The sequence below is a fragment of the Methylobacterium sp. CM6241 genome (genome assembly GCF_054817845.1).
Window position 1 is genome coordinate 1129462 of the sequence record NZ_CM139246.1, and the last position, 21397, is coordinate 1150858.

Here is a 21397-nt window from a genome sequence, read left to right on the forward strand (position 1 = left end):
CGCCCGTCGGCGCCATGGGGAGCAGGGGGCCGCCGCAGGGGTGGCCACCCCGCCAAGCGGTAGGATGATCGACGATGGCTCGCCAGGACGCGCTTCTCGAAACCTCGTTCCTCACCGGCGGCAACGCCGCCTATCTCGAGGAATTGCAGGCGGCCTATGCCCGCGATCCGCATTCGGTCGATCCGCAGTGGCAGGATTTCTTCAAATCCCTCGGCGACGAGAGCGGCCTTGCCGAGAAGAACGCCGCCGGCGCCTCATGGCAGAAGCCGAACTGGCCGGTCCATGCCAATGGCGAGATGGTCTCGGCCCTGGACGGCAACTGGGCCACCGTCGAGAAGGCGGTGGGCGAGAAGATCCGCGCGAAGTCTGACACCGCGAAGATCGATGGCGCCAAGGCCGCCAATGGCGCGGCCGTCGTCGCCGCCAGCGGCGTCTCGGTCGAGCAGGCGACCAAGGATTCCGTCCGCGCGATCATGTTGATCCGCGCCTACCGCATGCGCGGCCATCTCCACGCCAAGCTCGATCCCCTCGGCCTCGCCCCGCGCGGCGACCACGAGGAGCTGCACCCTCAGCATTACGGGTTCGAGGAGAAGGATTGGGACCGTCCGATCTTCCTCGATAACGTGCTCGGCCTCCAATATTCGACCATCCGCGAGATCGTCGAGATCCTGGAGCGCACCTACTGCCAGACCCTCGGCGTCGAATTCATGCACATCTCCAACCCGGAGGAGAAGGCGTGGATTCAGGAGCGCATCGAGGGCAAGGGCAAGGAGATTTCCTTCACGCCCGAGGGCCGGCGCGCGATCCTGAACAAGCTGGTGGAAGCGGAGGGATTCGAGAAGTTCCTCGACCTCAAATACACCGGCACCAAGCGCTTCGGTCTCGACGGGTCGGAATCGATGATTCCGGCGCTGGAGCAGATCATCAAGCGCGGCGGCGCGCTGGGCGCGAAGGAGATCGTGCTCGGCATGGCCCATCGCGGCCGGCTCAACGTGCTGTCGAACGTCATGTCGAAGCCGTTCCGGGCGATCTTCAACGAGTTCAAGGGCGGCTCGGCCTCTCCCGCCGAGGTCGAGGGCTCGGGCGACGTGAAGTACCATCTCGGTGCTTCGTCGGACCGTACCTTCGACGACAACAACGTCCACCTCTCGCTGACCGCCAACCCGTCCCATCTCGAGATCGTCGATCCGGTGGTGCTGGGTAAGGTGCGCGCCAAGCAGGACCAGCGGGCCAAGCCGAATGTCCAGCGCACCAGCGTCGTGCCGCTGCTCATCCACGGCGATGCGGCCTTCGCCGGCCAGGGCGTGGTGGCCGAGTGCCTCGGCCTGTCGGGCCTCAAGGGTCATCGCACCGGCGGGTCGATCCACTTCATCATCAACAACCAGATCGGCTTCACCACCGATCCGCGCTTCTCGCGCTCGTCACCCTATCCGTCCGACGTCGCCAAGATGGTGGAAGCGCCGATCTTCCACTGCAACGGCGACGACCCGGAGGCCGTCACCTTCGCGGCCAAGATCGCCATCGAGTACCGCCAGAAGTTCGGCAAGCCCGTCGTCATCGACATGCTGTGCTACCGCCGCTTCGGCCATAACGAGGGCGACGAGCCGGCTTTCACCCAGCCGAAGATGTACCAGCGCATCCGCAAGCACCCGACGGCGCTGGAGACCTACGCCAAGAAGCTCATCGCCGAGGGCGTGCTGACGCAAGAGCAGTTCGACGCCCGTAAGGCCGAGTTCCGCGCCATGCTCGACGGGGAACTGGAAGTCGCCGGCAACTACAAGGCCAACAAGGCCGATTGGCTCGACGGGCGCTGGTCCGGCTTCAAGGCCGTGCGCGAGGATGTGGACGATCCGCGCCGTGGCAAGACCGGCGTGCCGGCCGATATCCTGCGTGAGATCGCCCAGCGCATTACCACGCCGCCGCCCGGCTTTCACCTCCACCGCACGATCCAGCGCTTCTTCGACAACCGCGCCAAGGCCGTCGAGACGGGCAAGGGGATCGACTGGGCGACGGCCGAGGCCCTGGCCTTCGGTTCGCTCCTCATCGAGGGGCATCGGGTCCGGCTGTCGGGCCAGGACGTGGAGCGCGGGACCTTCTCGCAGCGCCATGCCGTGGTGATCGATCAGGAAAACGAACAGCGCTACACCTCGCTCAACTCCATCCGCGAGGGGCAGGCGAATCTCGAGGTCATCAACTCGATGCTATCCGAGGAGGCCGTGCTCGGCTTCGAATACGGATACTCGCTGGCCGACCCCAATTCCCTGGTTCTGTGGGAGGCGCAGTTCGGCGATTTCGCAAATGGCGCGCAGGTCGTCATCGATCAGTTCATCTCTTCGGGCGAGCGCAAGTGGCTGCGCATGTCCGGCCTGACGCTGCTGCTGCCGCATGGCTACGAGGGGCAGGGGCCGGAGCATTCCTCGGCCCGCCTCGAACGCTTCCTGCAGATGTGCGCCGAGGACAACATGCAGGTCGCCAACTGCACCACGCCCTCGAACTACTTCCATATCCTGCGCCGTCAGCTGAACCGCGAGTTCCGCAAGCCGCTGGTGCTGATGACTCCGAAATCGCTCCTGCGGCACAAGCGGGCGGTGTCTAACCTCGACATGCTGGCGGAGGGATCGACCTTCCACCGTGTGCTCTGGGACGATGCGGAGCACGAAGACGACACGATCAAGCTCGTGAAGGACGACAAGATCCGTCGCGTCGTGCTCTGCTCGGGCAAGGTTTATTACGACCTCTACGACGAGCGCGAGAAGCGTGGCGTCAACGACGTCTACCTGATGCGCGTGGAGCAGCTCTATCCGTTCCCGCTCAAGGCGCTGGCCAACGAGATGGCGCGCTTCCGTAATGCGGAGGTCGTCTGGTGCCAGGAGGAGCCCAAGAACATGGGCGCCTGGTCCTTCGTCGATCCGTATCTCGAATGGGTCCTCGGCCAGGCTCAGTCGCAGGTGAAGCGGGCGCGCTATGTCGGCCGCCCCGCCTCGGCCTCCACGGCGGTCGGCCTTCTTTCCAAGCATCAGGCCCAGCTCCAGGCCTTCCTCAACGAGGCGCTGGCGGTCTGACGACCCCGGTATCCCCTTCTCCGACGCGACCAAACCATTCGGGCGGACAGAGCACCATGGCAACCGACATCCTCGTTCCTACGCTGGGCGAATCCGTGAGCGAGGCCACCATCGGCCGCTGGTTCAAGAAGCCGGGCGACGCGGTGGCGGCGGACGAGCCCCTTGTTGAGCTCGAGACCGACAAGGTCACCCTCGAAGTCAACGCGCCCGCCGCCGGTGAACTCGGTGAGATCCTGGTGAAGGACGGCGAGACCGTGGAGCCCGGCGCCCTGCTCGGCTCCATCGTCGAGGCCGGCGCCGGCGGAGGCGCCAAGGCTCCCGCCGCCAAGAAGACCGAGACCAAGGCCGACACCCGCACGGAAGAAGCAACTCCGAAATCCGAGGGCGCGGACAAGGCGCCCGCCGAGGAATCCTCGGCGGCCTACGGCAACCACGGCGAGGCCGCGGCGCCGAAATCCGATCGTCAGGCCGGCGATAACGGCCCCGCCGTCGCCAAGATGGCGCGGGAATCCGGAATCGACCCCTCGACGGTGAACGGCACCGGCAAGGACGGTCGCGTCACCAAGGGTGACATGATCGAGGCGACCTCCAAGGCGCCCTCCGCCCCGGCCCCGGCTCAGGAGCCGGCCCGGCAGGCCAAGGCTCCCTCGCCGCCGCGCCCCGCCTCGAAGCCCGACGATGCCGCGCGCGAAGAGCGCGTGAAGATGACGAAGCTGCGCCAGACCATCGCGCGCCGGCTCAAGGACGCCCAGGACACGGCGGCGATGCTGACGACGTTCAACGACGTCGACATGTCGGCCGTGATGGCCATGCGCGCCCAGTACAAGGACATGTTCGAGAAGAAGCACGGCACCAAGCTCGGCTTCATGGGCTTCTTCACCAAGGCGGTGATCGGAGCGCTCAAGGACGTGCCGGCGGTCAATGCCGAGATCGACGGGACCGACCTCGTCTACAAGAACTACTACCATATCGGCATCGCCGTCGGCACCGATAAGGGCCTCGTCGTGCCGGTGGTGCGCAATGCCGACGACCTCTCCATCGCCGGCATCGAGAAGACGATCTCCGGTTTCGGCAAGAAGGCGCGGGACGGCAAGCTGTCCATCGAGGAGATGCAGGGCGGCACCTTCACCATCACCAATGGCGGCATCTACGGCTCGCTGATGTCGACCCCGATCCTCAACGCGCCGCAATCGGGCATCCTCGGCATGCACCGCATCGAGGAGCGTCCGGTGGTCCGCGCCGGCAAGATCGAGGCGCGGCCGATGATGTATCTCGCGCTCTCCTACGATCACCGCATCGTCGACGGGAAGGAGGCCGTGACCTTCCTCGTACGCGTCAAGGAGGCGCTGGAGGATCCGGCACGCCTCGTGCTGGACCTCTGAAACAACCCGGCAGCTGCCGTCCGCCGGCCGCCGCAGGGCGGCCGGACGCTTCCGCGTGCGTGAACTTCGATGGTGGGGCCTGACCTGCCGAACCTTCAAGCGAGTCACCAGCCTATGTCCTACGATCTCGTCGTCATCGGTACCGGCCCCGGCGGCTATGTCTGCGCCATTCGCGCCGCCCAGCTCGGACTCAAGACCGCCGTGGTGGAGAAGCGGGCGACCCATGGCGGAACCTGCCTCAATGTCGGCTGCATCCCGTCGAAAGCCCTGCTTCACGCCTCCGAGGCGTTCGAGGAGGCTTCGAAGCACTTCGCCGACATGGGCGTCATCGTCAGCGCACCGGAACTCGACCTCAAGAAGATGATGTCGTTCAAGCAGGACGGCGTCGACGGCAACACCAAGGGCGTCGAGTTCCTGCTGAAGAAGAACGGGATCGACGCCTATCACGGCCTCGGCCGGGTCGCCGGTGCCGGCCGCGTCGAGGTGCTGTCCGAGGATGGCGGCAACCAGATGCTGGAGACGAAGAACATCGTCATCGCCACCGGCTCCGACGTGACGAAGCTGCCCGGCGTGACGATCGACGAGACGATCGTCGTCTCCTCCACCGGCGCCCTCGAGCTTCAGTCCGTGCCGAAGAAGCTCCTCATCATCGGTGCCGGCGTGATCGGCCTCGAACTCGGCTCCGTCTGGCGTCGCCTCGGCTCGGAGGTCACCGTGGTGGAATATCTCGACCGCGTCCTGCCCGGCATGGACGGTGAGGTCGGCAAGCAGTTCCAGCGCATCCTCGGCAAGCAGGGCATCGTCTTCAAGCTGTCGTCGAAGGTCACCGGCGTCGAGGTGAAGGACGGCGCCGCCACCGTCTCGGTGGAGCCGGCCGCCGGCGGCGAAGCCGAGAAGCTCGAGGCCGATGTGGTGCTCGTGGCCATCGGCCGCGTGCCCTACACCGAGAAGCTGGGTCTCGAAACCGTGGGCGTGCAGCTCGACAACAAGGGCCGCATCCAGACCGACAGCCACTACGCCACCAACGTCACCGGCATCTACGCCATCGGCGACGTGATCGCGGGGCCGATGCTCGCTCACAAGGCCGAGGACGAGGGTGTCGCCGTTGCGGAACTCCTCGCCGGGCAATCGGGCCACGTGAATTACGGGGTGATCCCGAACGTGGTCTACACCTATCCGGAGGTCGCCTCGGTGGGGAAGACCGAGGAAGAGCTGAAGAAGGACGGTATCGCCTACAATGCGGGCAGGTTCCCCTTCACGGCGAACGGTCGCGCCAAGGTCAACCACACCACGGACGGGTTCGTGAAGATCCTGGCCGATGCCAAGACCGACCGGGTGCTCGGCGTTCATATCGTCGGTGCGGATGCGGGCAACCTGATCGCGGAAGTGGCCGTCGCCATGGAGTTCGGTGCCAGTGCCGAGGATGTGGCCCGGACCTGCCACGCTCATCCGACGCTGACCGAGGCGGTCAAGGAAGCCGCCCTCGCCGTCGGCAAGCGGGCGATCCACATCTAAGACCGGCTACCGCCCCCGTCTTGGCAATGAGCCGGAGGCCGGGTTCGACGTAGGCCGCCGTTCGGGAACGTCGCTTCGCTCGGCACCCCGGACGGGGTGCCCGTGTTGGAACAGGTGTCTCACACCTTCCGCAGCGGAGCGCCGGATGCCCTACGAACTCTATTACTGGCCGACGATCCAGGGGCGCGGCGAGTTCGTCCGCCTCGCCCTGGAGGATGCCGGGGCGGAGTATGTCGATATCGCCCGCGGGCGAGAGGAGGAGGGCCAGGGCCTCGGCGCCATGACCGCTTTTCTCGGCGATCCCTCGGTGGCGCGGCCGTCCTATGCGCCGCCCTTTCTCCGAGATGGCGACGTCGTGGTCGGACAGACGGCGGCGATCCTGCTCTATCTGGGTCCCCGGCTCGGCCTCGCGCCGTCGGACGAAACCGACCGCCTCTGGACCCATCAGATCCAGCTGACCATCGCGGATGTGGTGGCGGAAGCTCACGATACGCACCATCCCATCGCGGTGAGCCTCACCTACGAGGACCAGAAGCCCGAAGCGCTTCGACGCGCGAAGGATTTTCAGGCGAACCGGATTCCGGAATATCTCGCCTGGTTCGACCATGTGCTCGGCCGTAACGACGGCTACCATCTCGTCGGCGGGTCCACGACCTACGCCGATCTGTCCCTGTTCCAACTCGTGGACGGGTTGCTCTACGCGTTCCCCCACGCGACGGAGCGGACCCTCGCCGAAAACCGCCACGTCGCTGCCCTTCACGACGCGGTGCGGCAACGGCCCGGGATCGCCGCCTATCTGGCGAGCCCGCGCCGCATCCCCTTCAACCAGCAGGGGATCTTCCGACGCTATCCCGAACTCGACCTGTAGCGCGCGCACCCGCACGCGGATGGGCCTGCTCGAACGCATCCATCAGGCGGGCGGCGTCGACCTTGGTGTAGAGCTGCGTCGTCGAGAGCGAGGCGTGGCCGAGCAATTCCTGGATCGCGCGCAGCTCGCCCTGGCGGCCGAGGAGGTGCGTGGCGAAGGAGTGCCGCAAGGCGTGGGGCGTGGCGCTGTCCGGCAGGCCGAGCGCGCCGCGCAGGGAGGCCACCGCATATTGGATGATCCGTGGGGAGAGCTTGCCGCCTTTCACGCCAACGAAGAGAGGCCCTTGCGGATCGAGCGCATGGGGGCACGCCGCGAGATAGGCCGCCACCGCCTCGGCCACGACGGGAAGGATCGGCACCATCCGCTCCTTGCCGCCTTTGCCCATCACCGTCACCGACTCTACTCCCGGTACGGGCGCATCGCGCCGGGTGAGGCCGAGGGCTTCGGAAATGCGGAGGCCGGAACCGTAGAGGAGAGCGAGAACGGCGGCGTCACGCGCCAGAACCCAGGGCTCGCGGGATTCCCCGGCGCGGATGTCGATATCGGTCAAGGCGCGGGCGGCGGCGATGGGAATCGGGCGAGGCAAGCGCCGCTCGACCTTGGGCGAGCGGATCGCCCCGAGGGCCGACACGCTGCCGTGGCCGTCCCGTTCGAGGTGCCGCGCGAAGGAGCGAAGGCCCGCGAGCGCGCGCATCAGCGATCGACCGCTCACCGTCTCGGCCCGGCGCGCTGCCATGAATCCTCGGATGTCGCGGGGCTTCAATGCGACGAGCCCGGCGATTCCGACCGTGCCGTGCCGGCTCTGCAGGTGGTCGAGGAACTGCCGTAGGTCGCGCGCATAGGCTTCCACCGTGTTCGCGGCCATCCGGCGCTCGCGCAGCAAACTCTCCTGCCACGCCATGGCGACGGACCGGACTGCCTCGTCGCCGGGAAAGGCGATGGCGCTGGCAGTGGCAGGTGAAGGCGGAACGTGGAGCATCGCGCGGTGATCCAAGAGCGAAAAGCCCACTCAACGCCACCGAGGTTGACGGAGCGTTGCCGACGGGGCGAGGAGATCGAGGCGGTGGTCGGCTGTTTCACGGAACGGCGCAGCGGCTCAGCGCTTGATCATCGCATCCTACCCCTGTCGTCCCTCCCGATCCGAGCCCGCATGCCCGAGACACGCATCGTCTGCATCCGCCACGGCGAATCCACCTTCAACGCAGCCCATCGCCTCACCGGTCGCGATCCCGGCCATATCGATGCCCGGCTGACGGAGCGGGGCATCGCCCAGGTCGTGGCGGCCCGGGAACGGCTGCGGGACATTCCGTTCGATCTGGTGGTGACCTCCCCGCTCACCCGCGCCATCCAGACCACCGCCGGCATTTTCGGCGATCATCCGGCCAAGCCCGAGATCCTGGTGGAAGTGCTCCATCGCGAATGCCAGGAGAGCAGCTGCGATGTCGGGCGCGCCGCCTCCGTGCTGAAGGCGGAATTCCCGCATCTCGACATCGATCACCTGCCCGAAATTTGGTGGCATGCCGAGGGTGAGCCGATCGCGGAGGGCGTCCATGTGGAGCCGCGCCACCTCTTCGATCGTCGCGTGGCGACGTTCCGCGACTGGCTGACCGAGCGGCGCGAGCGGACCATCGCCGTCGTCGGCCACGGCACGTTCTTCTTTCACCTCACCGGCATCTGGCTCGACAACTGCGCCACCACCGAACTCGACCTCGCATCGGGGCCGGTGGCCGTCTGAGCCGACGCGGCGGAGATCACCCGCCTCGTCGAACCTATTGGCCGAGGCTCAGGACGCGCTCGCCCGCGCCGCATCCAATCGTTCCTGCGCCTGAACGAGATCGATGTCCGGCGCCTGCCGTCCGATGGTCAGGGCCTCGTCGAGGATGGTCGCTGCGCTGTCCCATACGCCCTCGGCAAAAGGAGCCGAACCTTCCGCGACCTCGGCCGCTGACCGGGCATCGGTGGCCGACTTCACTGCTGCCTCCGCGCTGCGAGCGATGGCGGAGGCGAGGGCGCCCCGTCGCCAGTCCCGCTGCTGCGACGCGGCCTGGGCCACGGTCCCACCGCGCCACGCAGCGGCCTGCGCAGCCAAAAGACCCGCATCGAGATCCTGGGCTTCGTCGCAGCGAGCGGCGAGATCAGCAAAACCTGCCCGGTCGAGGAGAGGCGGCAGAATCCGACGAATGCTTTCCAGGGCGAGGAAGCGGGTGCGTTGCTCCTCGATCTCCGCCGTATCAGCGGAGCCGGAGAGGCGTAGGACGAAGGCCATCAAGCGAGAGCGCTGGTGATCCGGCATCGCGTCGTTGAGGCCGAGCGCGTAGGCAGCGAGGGGTTTCGAGAAACACGGCGGACAATCCGAAGAGGAGCGGATCGACCGGTAGGGTAGGCCGGCCGCGACGACCGCCGCCTCGTTGATGCAGGTCCCGCCATCCGGGCCGGGGAAGGGGTGCGAGCCGGACAGCAACCGCCAGTGAAGGATGTGCTCGAAACCTGATGCCATGCGGGCCGGCTCCGTCGGTTTCACGGGAAAACCCAGCCGCTAACCGGCGGGTCACCCGAAACCTGCCACAGGACGGCAATCCGTGACGAGGAAAATCTTATCCGCCCACGCCCACGGCGAGCCCCGCCAGCATGGCGATGCCGAGCACGAAGACGAAAGCGCCGGCCAGCAGTTCGAGCCCACCTACGGCGATTGCCCCCGTGGACCCGCGCCCTCCCGCGAGACGCAGGGCCAGGGCCTTGGCGAAGACCGCCAGGCTCGCCAGCACCCCGGTGGTCAGGGCCGTGCCCAGGGCCATGGCGAACGTCGCCGCGATACCCGCAGCCAGAATGCCCTGCGACGCGGAGAAGACCAGGATGAGGATGGCGCCGGCGCAGGGGCGTGAGCCGGCCGCCAGTACCACGCCCGCCCGCTCGCGCCAGGAATCGAGGCGGCCGATGGCGGTGGCGTCGGTTAGGTGGACATGCCCGCAGCCGGGCGCACAGGCGGCAGCGTTACCGCCGTGGACGAGTCCCGCCAGTCGTCCGGCCTTCCGCCACGTCACCGTGAGGCCGAGGAGGGCCACGAGGGCGAAGCTCACCGTCTCGATGACCGTGCCGGCCCGCGTCATCCCGGCGGCGGTGGCGTTGAGGAGGAGGTTGCCGATGGCGACGATGGCGATGGCGACGAGGGCCTGTAGCAGGGCCGCGGCGGTGCTGAGCGAGAAGCCGCGCGCCAGCGCCCGCTCCCCGGCCATGATGTAGCCGGCGATCACCGCCTTGCCATGGCCCGGTCCGGCGGCGTGGAACACGCCGTAGCTGAAGCCGATGAGGATCATGGGCCCCCAGCTTCCGCCCTGCTTGATGGCGGCGACGGTGGCTTGCAGGCTGCGCGAGAAGCTCGACTGCATGGCGAGCAGCCAGCCGCCGATCCCGGTGGCCGAGGGGGCCGCCTCGCGAAATCCCACGCCGAATGGGGAGCGGGGCGGCGGTGGCGCCACGCTGGAGCCGAGGAGCCACGACAGCGCCGTGAGAACGAGGGCGACACAGGCGATCGCTGCGAGAGCCAGGACGATCCGTAAGGCGATCCGGCCGCGCGGATGATCGGCCCATGCGGCGGCCACGCCTACGGACATGCGACGATGATCCGGTTCGCGAACTGGACGCCGTAACTCGATGCGTTGGTCAGCGCTTCGAAGAACGCCTCCGACAGACCCGGCTTGGCATCGGCAGTCTTGGCATCCGCGGTCTTCGCCTGCTCGGATTTGGGCCGGGTGATCGTGGCGGCGCAACCGGCCGGCGAGCCGACGAGGCGCGCGGTGTCCGCATCTTCCGAGAGGCTGAACGCAACGAAATAGGTCGGGTCGAAGACCTCCAACGCCGCGACTCCGCGCCCCTGCGCCACCGGCGATTTCAGCGGCAGAAGAAAGCTGAGGGTCAGCCTGTCGCCGTCCATTCTCATGCTCGGCTCGATCGGATCGGCGAAGGTCTGCTCCTTGCCGCCGATCTTGAGCTTCGTGAAATAGGCGAATTCCGCGAGATTGGCGGTGTTGTCCGTGGCGAGGCCCGCGAGTTCGTCGGGGGAGACCGTGCCGTCGCCGTTCGCATCGAGCCCCTGGATCGCCGAGGCCGAGTAGCTGGCATCGAAGGTCCAGGCGTGACGGATGCCCGTCACCTTGCCGCCCTCGCCGTAATCGATCTCGGCCTTCGAGGTCACCCAGACATGCGGATGGGCCGATGCCGGAGCGGCGGCCCCGAGGCTGAGGGCGAGCGCCGCCAAAGAGGACGCGACGAAGGAGCGAGCGGAGAGGAGAGCGGTCGGCGAAGCCATGCTGGACGCTCGCGAGTCAGGGTAAAGAAAGTCTGAACGGGTGCTGCGACGGGGGCCGGGAGTCCGGCCGCCGCCTCGATCTCCTCCGATTTCAGTGGGGCGAAAGCGAGGCGCGACCTTCCGTCAAGCGGCCCGGACGCTGGCGAGAAACCCCGCAATGCTTTCGTCGAGGGCGAGGCTCGCCGCCGCCACGCGGCCGGCGACACTCCTCACCGATTCGGCGGCCTGTGCGCTGGACGCGGCGGCTTCCTCGACCGTGGCGATGCCGCCGGACACGGCGTCGGCGCTGGCTTCGGCATCGGCGACACTGTCGGCGACGCGAGCGCCCGCGATCCGCTGAGCCTCGAGAGCGAGGGCAACGGCCGCATCCGCGCCCGCCATCTGATCCATCGTTCCACCGATCGCTTCCACCGCCCGGAGCGTGTCCTGAGCCGCGCCCCGCATCGCCTCGATCTGTCCTTTGATCGCCTCGGTGGCACCGGCCGTCTGGGCGGCGAGCGCCTTCACCTCGCCGGCGACAACCGCGAAGCCCCGTCCGGCCTCACCCGCCCGAGCGGCCTCGATCGTGGCATTGAGGGCCAGGAGATTGGTCTGCGCGGCGACGGTGGCGATGGTCTCGACCACGGTGCCGATCTCGCGCCCCGCTTCGGTGAGGAGGGCGGCGGCGCGGCGCGTCGCGGTGACCTCGCGGTGTGCCAGGGCGCCCAAACCGTCGCGGATCCGTGATTGCCGGTCGATCGCCTCGCCACCACCCGCGACATCCGCACTGGCTGCCGCGGCCCTGCGCACCTGTTGCCCCGCGCCGGCCGCACCTTCCGAAACGATGGTGGTCTGATCCCGCGTGAGCCGCACGGCGTCCGACACCGCCTCCGCCGCGCCCGCCATGGCAGTGGCGGCGCTCGACAGATCCTGCGCCACCCGCTGAGCTTCCTCCTCGAAAGCCTGGGCGGCTGCCTCCAGGCGCGCGGCGCGCTCGGCTTCGAGAGCGGAATGAGCGAGAGCACGCGCATCGCCTTCGACCTTGTCGACGATGACGGTCCGCAGCACCGCAATGGAGCGGGCCATGGTTCCGATCTCGTCGCGTCGTTCCAGCAACGGGATGGCCCGGGTGAGATCCATGGCCGCAAGGGCATCGATCGCCGATCCGAGGCGGGCCAGCGGCTGGCGGATCTCCTTGAGGACGAGCCAGAGTGCGAAACCGAAGGTGAAGAGGATCACCGCCCCGGAGGCCACGAGGCTGATGACGCGGGTCTGCTCGATCTCCGCCACGGTCTCCGCGCGTTCGCTGCCGAGACGCGTGAGCGTGTCCTTGCCAATGCGTGTGATCGCGGACACCATCCTGGCGCGGCTCGCCACGGTGGCCTCGTCGGTGCCCTGGATGAGCGCGGCCTTCGGTGAGATGGTGAGGCCGAGTTCCGCCGTATCGGTCTGATAAGCCAGGAACTCCTTCAGCATCAGATCGAGCTTGAGGCGATCCGCATCGGGAACCTGCCCGGCGATCCGGCTCAGGAACACGTCCTTCTGCTCGCCGACTTCGGCGAGGGCGGTTTTCAGGCCACCGAACTTGGCCTTGGCGTCATCGGTATCGTCCGCCGTGTAGACCGCGCCCGCCGCCACCACCGTCCGTTCGATGGCGAGGGCGAGGCTTTGCGCCGCCAGGGCCTGTTCCCAGACCGAGTCCATTTCGGCCGCCCGCGCCTGCTGATGCAGCACCACGCGGTCGTTGAACAGGGACAGGGCGCAGGCACCGAGTGCCAGAAGCCCCATCACCGCCGCGAGTTTGTTGCCGAGGGAAAGGCGCATCGATGTGTTCCGTCATCTAAAGCTATCGTGAAGCTGATGACGCCCGAACCTTGCCGGGAGTTTAAATCGAGGCGGCTAACAAATTGAAAGTATTGGATTAAACGCCCGGGGCCGTCCGTGAGGGAGCGTCCCCAGGCATCGATGGATACGGATGACCGAGGAAAGAGCCGTTCAGTAGGCCGTCGAATCGGCCGAGGCGACATCGACCCTGTCGCCGGTGCGCGAGAAGGCGATGGTGGTCTCGCGTCCGTCGGAGCCAAGCGTGCCCGGCACCGAAAGGTGGACGGTCTGTTCGGGATTCAGGGTCGTCACGAGGCGGATGACCTGGGGCAGATCATGGCCGGAATTGACGCTGGCGAGGGTGGCGACCACGCGGTAGCGGCCATTCTCGACGGTGTAATAGGCCGAACCACGATAGGTGCCGAGGTCGACGCTCTGGGCGCTCGCGGGCGAAAGCTCGGCCGCCTGGGAGGCGGTAGCGGAGGCGAGGGTGAGCGCGGCGGCGAGGAGAGCTTTGGACGAGATGCGCATGATGAGGGAACCTGTGCGGTTACTGTCCGCCGGGAGTGCCCGTTCGGAGAGCCGGTTGCACCGGGAGACCGACATATGCCAATTTTATGCTGCGCTGCGAAGAGATGAATATTGCAATGCGTCAATGCTTGAATTGCATGACTCGGCAAAAAATATCTCGATGCATGTCAAGATTACATAGGTCTGAAGTGTGAGCGATTGAAACTGCTACTCCTCAGCCGGGAAATGTACGTTACGCAGGAGGCGATCCCGTCCGCGCTTGAGGTAGAAGCATCCTATGCTGCAATGCAGCACGAGCGTTCCGTCAGTCGCGTCGGGTAAGGGCGGCGATCTCGGCTTCTTCCGCTGGACTCAGCTTGGTCTCGTGATCCGCGCGCCGGCGGGACAGACGCCAGAGCCCGAAAACCCCGAGGCCGAGGGCCATCAGGGGCGTCAGCCAAAGCAGCAACGTGTGCAGGGCGAGGACCGGGCGCAGCAGGACATACTCGCCATAGCGGCCGACGACGTAATCCTGCACCTGCCTGTCGTCGTCGCCCGCCTTGAGCCGCTCGCGCACGATCAACCGCAGGTCGCGCGCCAGGGGCGCATCGGAATCGTCGATGGACTGGTTCTGGCAGACGAGGCAGCGCAGGCCCGAGGAGATATCTCGCGCCCGCGCTTCGAGCTTCGCGTCCGGCAGGACTTCGTCCGGCTGGACGGCCAGGGTGGTGCCCGTCGAGCCGGCGAGAAGCGCCAGGGCGACGAGCAGGCGGGGAAGACGAGCCGCGCTCATTCGGCGGGGGCCATGGTGCCGGGCATGGTCTTGGCCTTCTCCTTGGCCCGTGCGGGCGCGCCCACCCGCATCCTGCGGTCGGTGAGGGACACCGCCCCGCCCAGCGCCATGACGACGGAACCGAGCCAGATCAGCAGTACCAGGGGCTTGTAGTAGAGCCGCAGGCCGATAGCCCCGCCGGGGACCATCTCGCCGAGGCTGGCATAGACCTGACTGACCCCGACGGTGAGCAACCCGGATTCCGTCACGTTCATCTTGCGGCTGGGATAGAAGCGCTTGCCCGTCTCCACGGTGCCGATGAAGTCACCGGCCGTGTTGCGGATGGTGAGGAAGGCCGTCGTCTCCTCGTAATTCTCGCCCGTTCGCGGGCCCACCCGGTCGAGGGTCGCCACGTAGGGGCCGGAGGTGAGGGACTCGCCCGGCTTCACCGTGCTCAGGGCCTCCGTGGCCCAACCCTGCGCCGCGATGCCCAGAACCACGATTCCGACGCCCGCATGGGCCAGCGCGGTCCCCCAGGCCGAGCGCGGCAGGCCGATGGCCCGTCGCATGACGGCGCTGACCGTCCGTGCCCGGCTGTTGCCGTAGCCGCGGGCCCGCGACACGATCTCCATGGCCGAGCCGACGACCAGATAGGCACCGAGGCCGATGCCGATGGGCGCCATCATCGGGCCGCCCCAGGTCCAGGCGAGCACGGCGAGGCCGACGGCGAGGGCGACACCCATGGCGGCGAACAGGCGCTGCGAGGCCGCGTGCACGTCGCCGCGCTTCCAGGCCAGGGTCTGGCCGAAGGGGACGATGAGGAGGAGCGGAATCGCCAGCGGGATGAAGGTGTAGTTGAAGAAGGGCGGCCCCACCGAGATCTTCTCGGAGGTCAGGGATTCGAGCAGCAGCGGGTAGAGCGTGCCGACGAAGACGGTGGCGCAGGCGGCGGCGAGGAACAGGTTGTTCATCACCAGGGCGCCCTCGCGCGAGATCGGCGCGAACAGGCCGCCCTGCCGCAGCATCGGCGCGCGCCAGGCGAAGAGGCTGAGCGAGCCGCCGATGAACAGGATCAGGATGGCGAGGATGAAGACGCCGCGCGTCGGGTCGGTGGCGAAGGAATGCACCGAGGTGAGGACACCCGAGCGGACGATGAAGGTGCCGAGCAGCGACAGCGAGAAGGTGAGGATGGCGAGCAGCACCGTCCAGACCTTGAGCGCGTCGCGCTTCTCCATCACCACGGTGGAATGGAGCAGCGCCGTGCCCGCGAGCCAGGGCATCAGCGAGGCGTTCTCCACCGGATCCCAGAACCACCAGCCGCCCCAGCCGAGTTCGTAATAGGCCCAGTACGAGCCCATCGCGATGCCGAGGGTCAGGAAGCTCCAGGCGATCAGCGTCCAGGGGCGCACGGCGCGGGCCCAGACCGCGTCGATGCGGCCGTCGATCAGCGCCGCGATGGCGAAGGCGAAGGTGATCGAGAAGCCGACATAGCCGACGTAGAGAAGGGGCGGATGGATCGCGAGGCCGAAATCCTGCAGCAGCGGATTGAGGTCGTTGCCCTCGATCGGCGCTGGGCTCACCCGCATGAACGGGTTCGAGGTCGTGATGATGAACAGCACGAAAACGAAGGTGACGAGACCCTGGACCGCCAGGGTGTTGGCGCGGAGCACCGGCGGAACCGAGTTCCGGGACACCGCGACCAGGGCGCCGAACAGGGCCAGGATGAGGACCCAGAGCAGCATCGAGCCCTCATGGTTCCCCCACACGCCCGAGAGCTTGTAGAGGAAGGGCTTGGCCGTGTGGGAGTTCTCGATCACGTTCTGGACCGAGAAGTCCGACGTGGCATGCGCGTAGGTGAGCGCCCCGAACGAGAACAGGATGCAGGCGAAGGTGCCGAGCGCTGCCGGAGTGGCCACGGCGCGCAGGGCCGCGTCCCCCGAGCGGGCGGCCCAGACCGGCATCACCGCCTGGACCAGGGAAAGCGCCAGCGCCAATGCCAGCGCGAAATGTCCGACTTCGATCAGCACGTCGGATTGTCCTTCCTCAGGGTCATACCGGTCATCGTTCGCTGCGTCGTCCGAGCGTCGGCTCGCCGTCGGCGGTCTTCACGCCCTCGGCGGCTTTCCCGGCGGGGGCTCCCTTGGAGCCGCCCTCCTGCCACCGGCCCTGCGCCTTGAGCGCATCGGCGACCTCGCGGGGCATGTAGGATTCGTCGTGCTTGGCCAGCACGGTGTCGGCGCGGAAGATGCCGCCCGGCTCGAGCCGCCCTTCGGCGACGATCCCCTGGCCCTCGCGGAACAGGTCGGGAAGCAATCCGCGATACTGCACCTGGACCGTCGCATTGGTGTCGGTCACGGCGAAATCGATGTTCTGGTCGGGGCCACGCTGGAGCGAGCCTTCCTTGACCAGCCCGCCGAGGCGGAAGCGGGTGCCCGGCGCCACACCCTGCGCGGTCACATCGGTGGGTGACCGGAAGAACACGATCGACCCACTCATGGCGGACAGGATCAGGCCGAGGGCCAGCGCGAGCACGGCACCGCAGGCGGCGATCAGGATCAGGCGGCGGCTCTTGCGAGTCACAAGTTTCGTCCCGTTTCTGTTCCGGCGCCTCGTGAACGGGCGCTCGGTCGGCGCGGAAGGGCAGATCCGGCTGTCCTGTCGTCTGGCCAGTGGTCCGGTATAATTTAGGTTTCTGGCGTAACTCGGGTTTCGGCCCCATGACAGTCCGGGTCAAGGCCCGTGGCCGGGGCGGATTGTCAGGGGGCGTCCTTCGTCGCAGCCCGGATCACGGCTTGTCGTTGCCTCCGCGCAGGCCGAGTTCCTGGGCCAGGATGTCGAGCTTTTCCATCGCGCGGGCATCTGGGCTGAGGGCCATGCGACCGCGATCGAGGGCATGGCTCGCCTGCTGGCGTTCACCCAATACGCTGTACGAACGCACAAGACGCAGCCAATCATCCACCGTGCCGCCCTTCGAGGCGAGCCGCCGGTCGAGGCCGGCGACCATGCCGCGGATGGCGGCGTCCCGCTCGGGCGCCGGCATCGCCTTCACGGCAGCCACGGCGGCATCCGTCCCGGCGCGCTCTGCCGCATCGGCGGCGGTCACCGGCGGAGCCGCCGGTGCCGTGGCGAGGCCGAACTCGCGTGCGAGTTCATCGAGCTTGGTCCCGGCGCCAGCTTCGCTGCCGACCGCGTTCCGCGCCCGGTCGAGGGCCGCTTTCATCTTTTCGCGATCTCCCAGCACGCCGTAGGACCGGACGAGGCGGACCCATTCGTCGGCGGTACCTCCCTTCTCGGTCAGGCGCCGGTCGAGCCCGTCGACCATGCCCCGGATCGCCGCGTCGCGATTGGCGGCGGGCATCGCCTGCAGGTCCGCCGCAGCGCTGGAATCGGGAGCCTTGGCGGCAGGACCGGGCTTGGCGGCCGTGGCCGGCGCCTCGCCGTTCAGGCGGGTGAGCGTCTCGCGCACCAGGGGCAGCCAGGGCGCATCGGCCGGGGCGCTCTCCATCAGGGTGGTCAGCTGGCGGACCGCGCCGGGGATGTCGCCTTCGAGTTCGGCGGCGCGCGCAAGGTAGAAACGCGGCTTGGCGGCGCCGGCATCGAGCCTCGCCGCGCGTTCGAAGATTTCCTTCGCCCGGGGCGTCACGGTCCCGTTGGCGCCGGCGACCAGGGCCTCGCCCCAATCGGAGAGGCGCTGCGGCGACTCGCCGAGCAGGCGGGTGGCGGCCTCATAGGCATGGGCCGCATCGTCGAACCGTCCGAGGCGGACATAGACCGGGGCGAGCACCGACCAGCCGCGGCCGTCGCTCGGATCGCTGGCGAGCCGCGCCTCGATCTGCCCGATGGCCTTGAGCATGTCCTGCCCGCCGGACTGCACCGCCTGCCGGTCGGAGGCCGTCTGGGACGGCATGTGCGGCGAGCCGTAGAGCCCGTAGGCGATGAGCGCCACGAGCGGGATCGTCGACAGTGCGAAGGCCGAGGCCGCGCGGCGCTGGCGCAGGGCGGGCTCGGCCATCCCATCGGAGACGGCTTCGGGGTTCTCCCGGCTGGCACGAAGGAGGCGGCGGGCCGCCTCGGTGCGGGCCGCGTCGGCCTCGGCGGGTGCGATCAGCCCGCGCGTCAGGTCGCGCTCGATCTCGCGGAGCTGGTCCTCATAGAACGCGGTTTCGGTGGACAGCGCTCCGGCCGGAGGCGGGGGAGCGGCATCCGCCCGCCGTGCCTTGGACCACAGCGACATCGGCCAGAGCAATGCCAGCACGGTGCCCCCCGTCATCACCGCCAAAATGAACCAGATCGCCGTCATCGCACCCCAAACTCGCAGCATCGCATGTAAGCGCCGGACGAGCCTGAACGCAGGGACCGGTTCGGCGACACGGTGTCACGTGAACCTGTGCCGTGTCGGAAGTCGCCGACCCGAGGGGCACGCCCGTCTGAAACACCATTCGGGGCGTTTCGCATAGTCCGGCGCTCATCCGGCGCTGGCATTCGGTGCGTCCCCGGGCACCTCGATCACGGCCCGGACGCCGCCGAGCTGGGCTTCCTCCAGGCGGAAACGGCCACGATAGAGGGCCGCCAGATCGGCCACGATGGAGAGGCCGAGGCCCGAGCCGGGCTTGGTCTCGTCGAGCCTCTGTCCACGGCCCAGCACCGCCGCGCGGTCTTCCGGCTGCAGGCCCGGCCCGTCATCCTCGATGGAGACGAGAAGGTGGGGATAATGGTGCTCGCTCACCGTTTCCGCCCGGATCGAGACGCGGCTGCGCGCCCATTTCGAGGCGTTGTCGACGAGGTTGCCGATCATCTCCTCGAAATCCTGGCGCTCGCCGCGAAAGCGCAGACCCGGCGGGACATGGACCTCGTAGGCGATGTCCTTGTCGCGGTAGATCTTGCCGAAGGTGCGCACCAGCCCTGCGAGCGCCGGCTCCACCTCGGTGGAGGTGCCGAGGGTGCCGGCCAAAGCCGCCGCCCGCGCCCGGTCGAGATGGTAGTTCACCTGGTCGCGCATCACAGCCGCCTGCTCGCGGATCTTCGCGGCGAGGTCGTCCGACGCGTCGCTGGCGCCGACCTCGTTGACGATGATCGATAGCGGCGTCTTTAGGGCGTGGGCGAGGTTGCCCACCTGCGTGCGCGCCCGCTCCAGGATCTCGCGGTTGGTCTCGATCAGGAGGTTCACCTCGCCGGCGAGGGGGGCGATGTCGCGGGGATACTCGCCGCCGATCCGGTCGGCCTCGCCCCGGCGGATCGCGCCGAGGGCCGTGCGGAGCTTGGCCAGGGGCGCCAGGCCGAAGCGGATCTGCAGCAGGGTCGTCAGCGCCAGGAACAGGCCGAGCAGGCCGAACGTCACCATCAGCGAGAAGCGGAAGCGGCCGACATCGTTCTCGATCTCGTCGGCGGGGCCGGCGACGCGCACGGTGTAGCGTCCCTCCTCGCCGAGATCGACGTCGCGCTCGATGATGCGTAGCGGCCGGTCGTCCTGGGCCTTGCCGTAGCCCTGGCGGATCTGGCCGATCCCGGCATTGTTGTCCGGCGTGCCGGCCGGCTTCAGCGGCACGCCCACGAGGGAGCGCGAGGTGCGCAGGTCGCGCGGGCGCGCATCCGGCCGCCCCACCTGCCAGTACCAGCCCGAGAGGGGCAGGTCGAAGCGCGGGTCGCTCAGGTTGAAGGAGCGGCTCTCGGGATCGTTGGGGGAGACGAGATCGGTGGCGAGGTTGTTGGCATAGACGAGGAGCCGGCTGTCGAAGGAGCGCTCGGTGTTCTCACGGTAGAGCGTGGTGAGGATCCAGGCCGCGATCAGCAGGATCGCCGAACTCGCGATCAGAGCCGAGCCCGCCAAGCGCACGGCGATGGAGCGCCGCCGGAACGGCAGCCAGGAGGGAAAGGCGATCACACTCGTCTCGTCGTCATGATGGTGCGGCGGTCTCGCTCTGGTTGAAAGACGTGTCGTACCGTCTGTACCATCATCCGAATGGAGATGCGGCGATGGCCTTCGACATCGATGATCCCGAGACCGAACTGCTTGTGAGAACCCTGGCGGAGCGCTGGGGCGTTTCGTCCGACGAGGCGATCAGGCGTGCGGTTGCCCGCGAGTTACAAGAGACGTCACCGCAAGAGACGTCACGGATCCAGGTTCGGACCGTCGCCGAACTCGCCGATAGCGGAGAGGGCGTCGTGCGGCCCGGCGGATTGGACCGGCCGCGATGAGGCCGTTGGTGCCGAAGCAGGGCTGCCCGGCCGCTCGAACAGGCGGTTGTCCCACCAGCATGGCTGATGAAGCCCCACCGTAATCCTGCCGAAATCCGGATGGTCCGGGTTGATGAGGATATTGGTGCTCACGCGCGCCACGACGCTCGGGACGAACAGAAGCAGCGACCGGCGAGAGCGGTGCCAAGTTTCGCCGAAGGTCCGCGACGCGTTGCAATCGGGATGATCCCATCCCGGCACCGCAGGTTGGGACAGCACCTCGTAGGAGAGACCGGCCGACAGGAGGATCTCGACGTAGTGCTGGTTGGGTGGAAGCCGTCCGCTGCCGTGGACGAGCTTTTCGAGCATGGATGTGGAGTAGTCGGCCGACGCATAGATCATCGGGCTTGCCGGTGTGTTCCAGCGGCCGGGGAAAAGGCGTGACCCCGTCGGATCGAAGATTGCGTGCTCGCCGTCGGGATCCCCGATTCGATAGGCCTTCTGTGCCTGCGCGAGCGTCTGACCGCTCACGCAGCGGAGCCATATTTGAGCCGGCCGAGGACGGCCTCCACGCGTGGTCCGCCGAACTCGGATTCCAGCGCGACTTCGAGGGGCGGCCGGTTCTCGAGGAGAGGATGAGGGCGGTGAAGGAAGTCCCGGGCGGCGTCATCCGATTTCCAGACCTCACGGGCCATCGCCCAGACCTTCGCCAGACGCACCACCTTCGCACTCTCATGCGGGGTCAGCCTCGCCTTCGCCTCGGCGCGGCGGCGGTTGAGCGTAGCGCGTGCCACGAAGTTGAAGGCGAATGTCCGATCGTCGGGAGCGACAGCGGAGGCGAGCCGATCGACGGAAGCCACCGGCAACCCCGCCGTGACCTGCGCGATGACATTCGCGTCCGTGCTTTCGCCGGACCTCGGTCCCTCGAATCCCAGAACGTCGGCGACGGCTACTCCGCTGGGCATGTCGTAGCTCGCCATGTCTTGCTCCCATCTCAACTGAGCC

The 21397-nt window shown here is 67.8% G+C and carries 18 protein-coding genes and 1 pseudogene; 6 read left to right on the top strand and 13 right to left on the bottom strand.

Annotation, left to right across the window (positions count from 1 at the left end):
- Window positions 1-74 precede the first annotated feature (74 nt).
- The 4 genes from ACYQR9_RS05255 to ACYQR9_RS05270 all read left to right on the top strand — a co-directional run bounded on the left by ACYQR9_RS05255 (window position 75) and on the right by ACYQR9_RS05270 (window position 6827).
- Entirely contained in the window at window positions 75-3062 is a 2988-nt protein-coding gene (locus ACYQR9_RS05255) for a 2-oxoglutarate dehydrogenase E1 component (RefSeq protein WP_056426891.1), read from the top strand.
- 56 nt (window positions 3063-3118) lie between these two features.
- Entirely contained in the window at window positions 3119-4444 is a 1326-nt protein-coding gene (gene odhB / locus ACYQR9_RS05260; protein WP_056426888.1) for a 2-oxoglutarate dehydrogenase complex dihydrolipoyllysine-residue succinyltransferase, read from the top strand.
- A gap of 114 nt (window positions 4445-4558) precedes the next feature.
- Window positions 4559-5959, top strand: coding sequence for a dihydrolipoyl dehydrogenase (lpdA, locus tag ACYQR9_RS05265; RefSeq protein WP_461228919.1), 1401 nt, complete (start codon window positions 4559-4561; stop codon window positions 5957-5959).
- A 145-nt stretch (window positions 5960-6104) separates the two neighbouring features.
- Window positions 6105-6827: a glutathione S-transferase gene (locus tag ACYQR9_RS05270; RefSeq protein ID WP_461228920.1), complete on the top strand. Its 723-nt coding sequence runs from the start codon at window positions 6105-6107 to the stop codon at window positions 6825-6827.
- On the opposite strand, the gene ACYQR9_RS05275 is transcribed toward ACYQR9_RS05270, so the two are convergent.
- The gene (locus tag ACYQR9_RS05275; protein ID WP_461228921.1) at window positions 6781-7806 is read right to left on the bottom strand and encodes a tyrosine recombinase XerC; all 1026 of its coding nucleotides are present in this window, start codon (window positions 7804-7806) and stop codon (window positions 6781-6783) included. The two genes, ACYQR9_RS05270 and ACYQR9_RS05275, sit on opposite strands and share 47 nt — an antisense overlap.
- Window positions 7807-7977: 171 nt before the next feature.
- Between ACYQR9_RS05275 and ACYQR9_RS05280 the strand changes: the two genes are divergently transcribed.
- On the top strand, window positions 7978-8562 hold the full coding sequence (locus ACYQR9_RS05280; protein WP_461228922.1) for a histidine phosphatase family protein: 585 nt from the start codon (window positions 7978-7980) through the stop codon (window positions 8560-8562).
- Between the two features lie 48 nt (window positions 8563-8610).
- On the opposite strand, the gene ACYQR9_RS05285 is transcribed toward ACYQR9_RS05280, so the two are convergent.
- From ACYQR9_RS05285 to ACYQR9_RS05330, 10 genes are all read right to left on the bottom strand, one after another.
- Window positions 8611-9324, bottom strand: a complete 714-nt coding sequence (locus tag ACYQR9_RS05285; RefSeq protein ID WP_461228923.1) for a hypothetical protein — start codon at window positions 9322-9324, stop codon at window positions 8611-8613.
- A gap of 97 nt (window positions 9325-9421) precedes the next feature.
- Window positions 9422-10438 carry a nickel/cobalt transporter gene (locus tag ACYQR9_RS05290; RefSeq protein WP_461228924.1) on the bottom strand — a complete coding sequence of 339 codons (1017 nt, stop codon included), beginning with the start codon at window positions 10436-10438 and terminating at the stop codon, window positions 9422-9424.
- Entirely contained in the window at window positions 10429-11133 is a 705-nt protein-coding gene (locus tag ACYQR9_RS05295) for a DUF1007 family protein (protein ID WP_207410804.1), read from the bottom strand. Before ACYQR9_RS05295 ends, ACYQR9_RS05290 begins: the two co-directional genes overlap by 10 nt.
- 123 nt (window positions 11134-11256) lie before the next feature.
- Window positions 11257-12936 (bottom strand): methyl-accepting chemotaxis protein, encoded by a 1680-nt coding sequence (locus ACYQR9_RS05300; protein WP_461228925.1) that lies wholly within the window; start codon window positions 12934-12936, stop codon window positions 11257-11259.
- Window positions 12937-13107: 171 nt separating this feature from the next.
- Window positions 13108-13467 carry a hypothetical protein gene (locus ACYQR9_RS05305; RefSeq protein WP_207410806.1) on the bottom strand — a complete coding sequence of 120 codons (360 nt, stop codon included), beginning with the start codon at window positions 13465-13467 and terminating at the stop codon, window positions 13108-13110.
- 304 nt (window positions 13468-13771) lie between these two features.
- Window positions 13772-14239, bottom strand: a complete 468-nt coding sequence (locus tag ACYQR9_RS05310; RefSeq protein WP_238254205.1) for a cytochrome c-type biogenesis protein — start codon at window positions 14237-14239, stop codon at window positions 13772-13774.
- Window positions 14236-16245 carry a heme lyase CcmF/NrfE family subunit gene (locus tag ACYQR9_RS05315; RefSeq protein ID WP_207410807.1) on the bottom strand — a complete coding sequence of 670 codons (2010 nt, stop codon included), beginning with the start codon at window positions 16243-16245 and terminating at the stop codon, window positions 14236-14238. Before ACYQR9_RS05315 ends, ACYQR9_RS05310 begins: the two co-directional genes overlap by 4 nt.
- Before the next feature lie 31 nt (window positions 16246-16276).
- Window positions 16277-16798: a cytochrome c maturation protein CcmE gene (gene ccmE, locus ACYQR9_RS05320; protein WP_461228926.1), complete on the bottom strand. Its 522-nt coding sequence runs from the start codon at window positions 16796-16798 to the stop codon at window positions 16277-16279.
- A 205-nt stretch (window positions 16799-17003) separates the two neighbouring features.
- Window positions 17004-18518: a c-type cytochrome biogenesis protein CcmI gene (ccmI, locus tag ACYQR9_RS05325; RefSeq protein WP_461228927.1), complete on the bottom strand. Its 1515-nt coding sequence runs from the start codon at window positions 18516-18518 to the stop codon at window positions 17004-17006.
- A gap of 165 nt (window positions 18519-18683) precedes the next feature.
- The gene (locus ACYQR9_RS05330) at window positions 18684-20099 is read right to left on the bottom strand and encodes a sensor histidine kinase (protein WP_207410809.1); all 1416 of its coding nucleotides are present in this window, start codon (window positions 20097-20099) and stop codon (window positions 18684-18686) included.
- A 92-nt stretch (window positions 20100-20191) separates the two neighbouring features.
- On the opposite strand from ACYQR9_RS05330, the gene ACYQR9_RS05335 reads away from it, so the two are divergent.
- A complete protein-coding gene (locus ACYQR9_RS05335) occupies window positions 20192-20413 on the top strand; it encodes a type II toxin-antitoxin system VapB family antitoxin (RefSeq protein WP_082470591.1) in 222 nt (73 codons plus the stop codon).
- A 36-nt stretch (window positions 20414-20449) separates the two neighbouring features.
- Here ACYQR9_RS05335 and ACYQR9_RS05340 read toward each other — a convergent pair.
- Window positions 20450-20923: pseudogene (locus tag ACYQR9_RS05340) on the bottom strand (RES family NAD+ phosphorylase); the annotation flags it as partial.
- Window positions 20920-21372: an antitoxin Xre/MbcA/ParS toxin-binding domain-containing protein gene (locus tag ACYQR9_RS05345; protein WP_461228928.1), complete on the bottom strand. Its 453-nt coding sequence runs from the start codon at window positions 21370-21372 to the stop codon at window positions 20920-20922. The gene ACYQR9_RS05345 and the pseudogene ACYQR9_RS05340, both read right to left, overlap by 4 nt.
- Window positions 21373-21397: the final 25 nt, after the last annotated feature.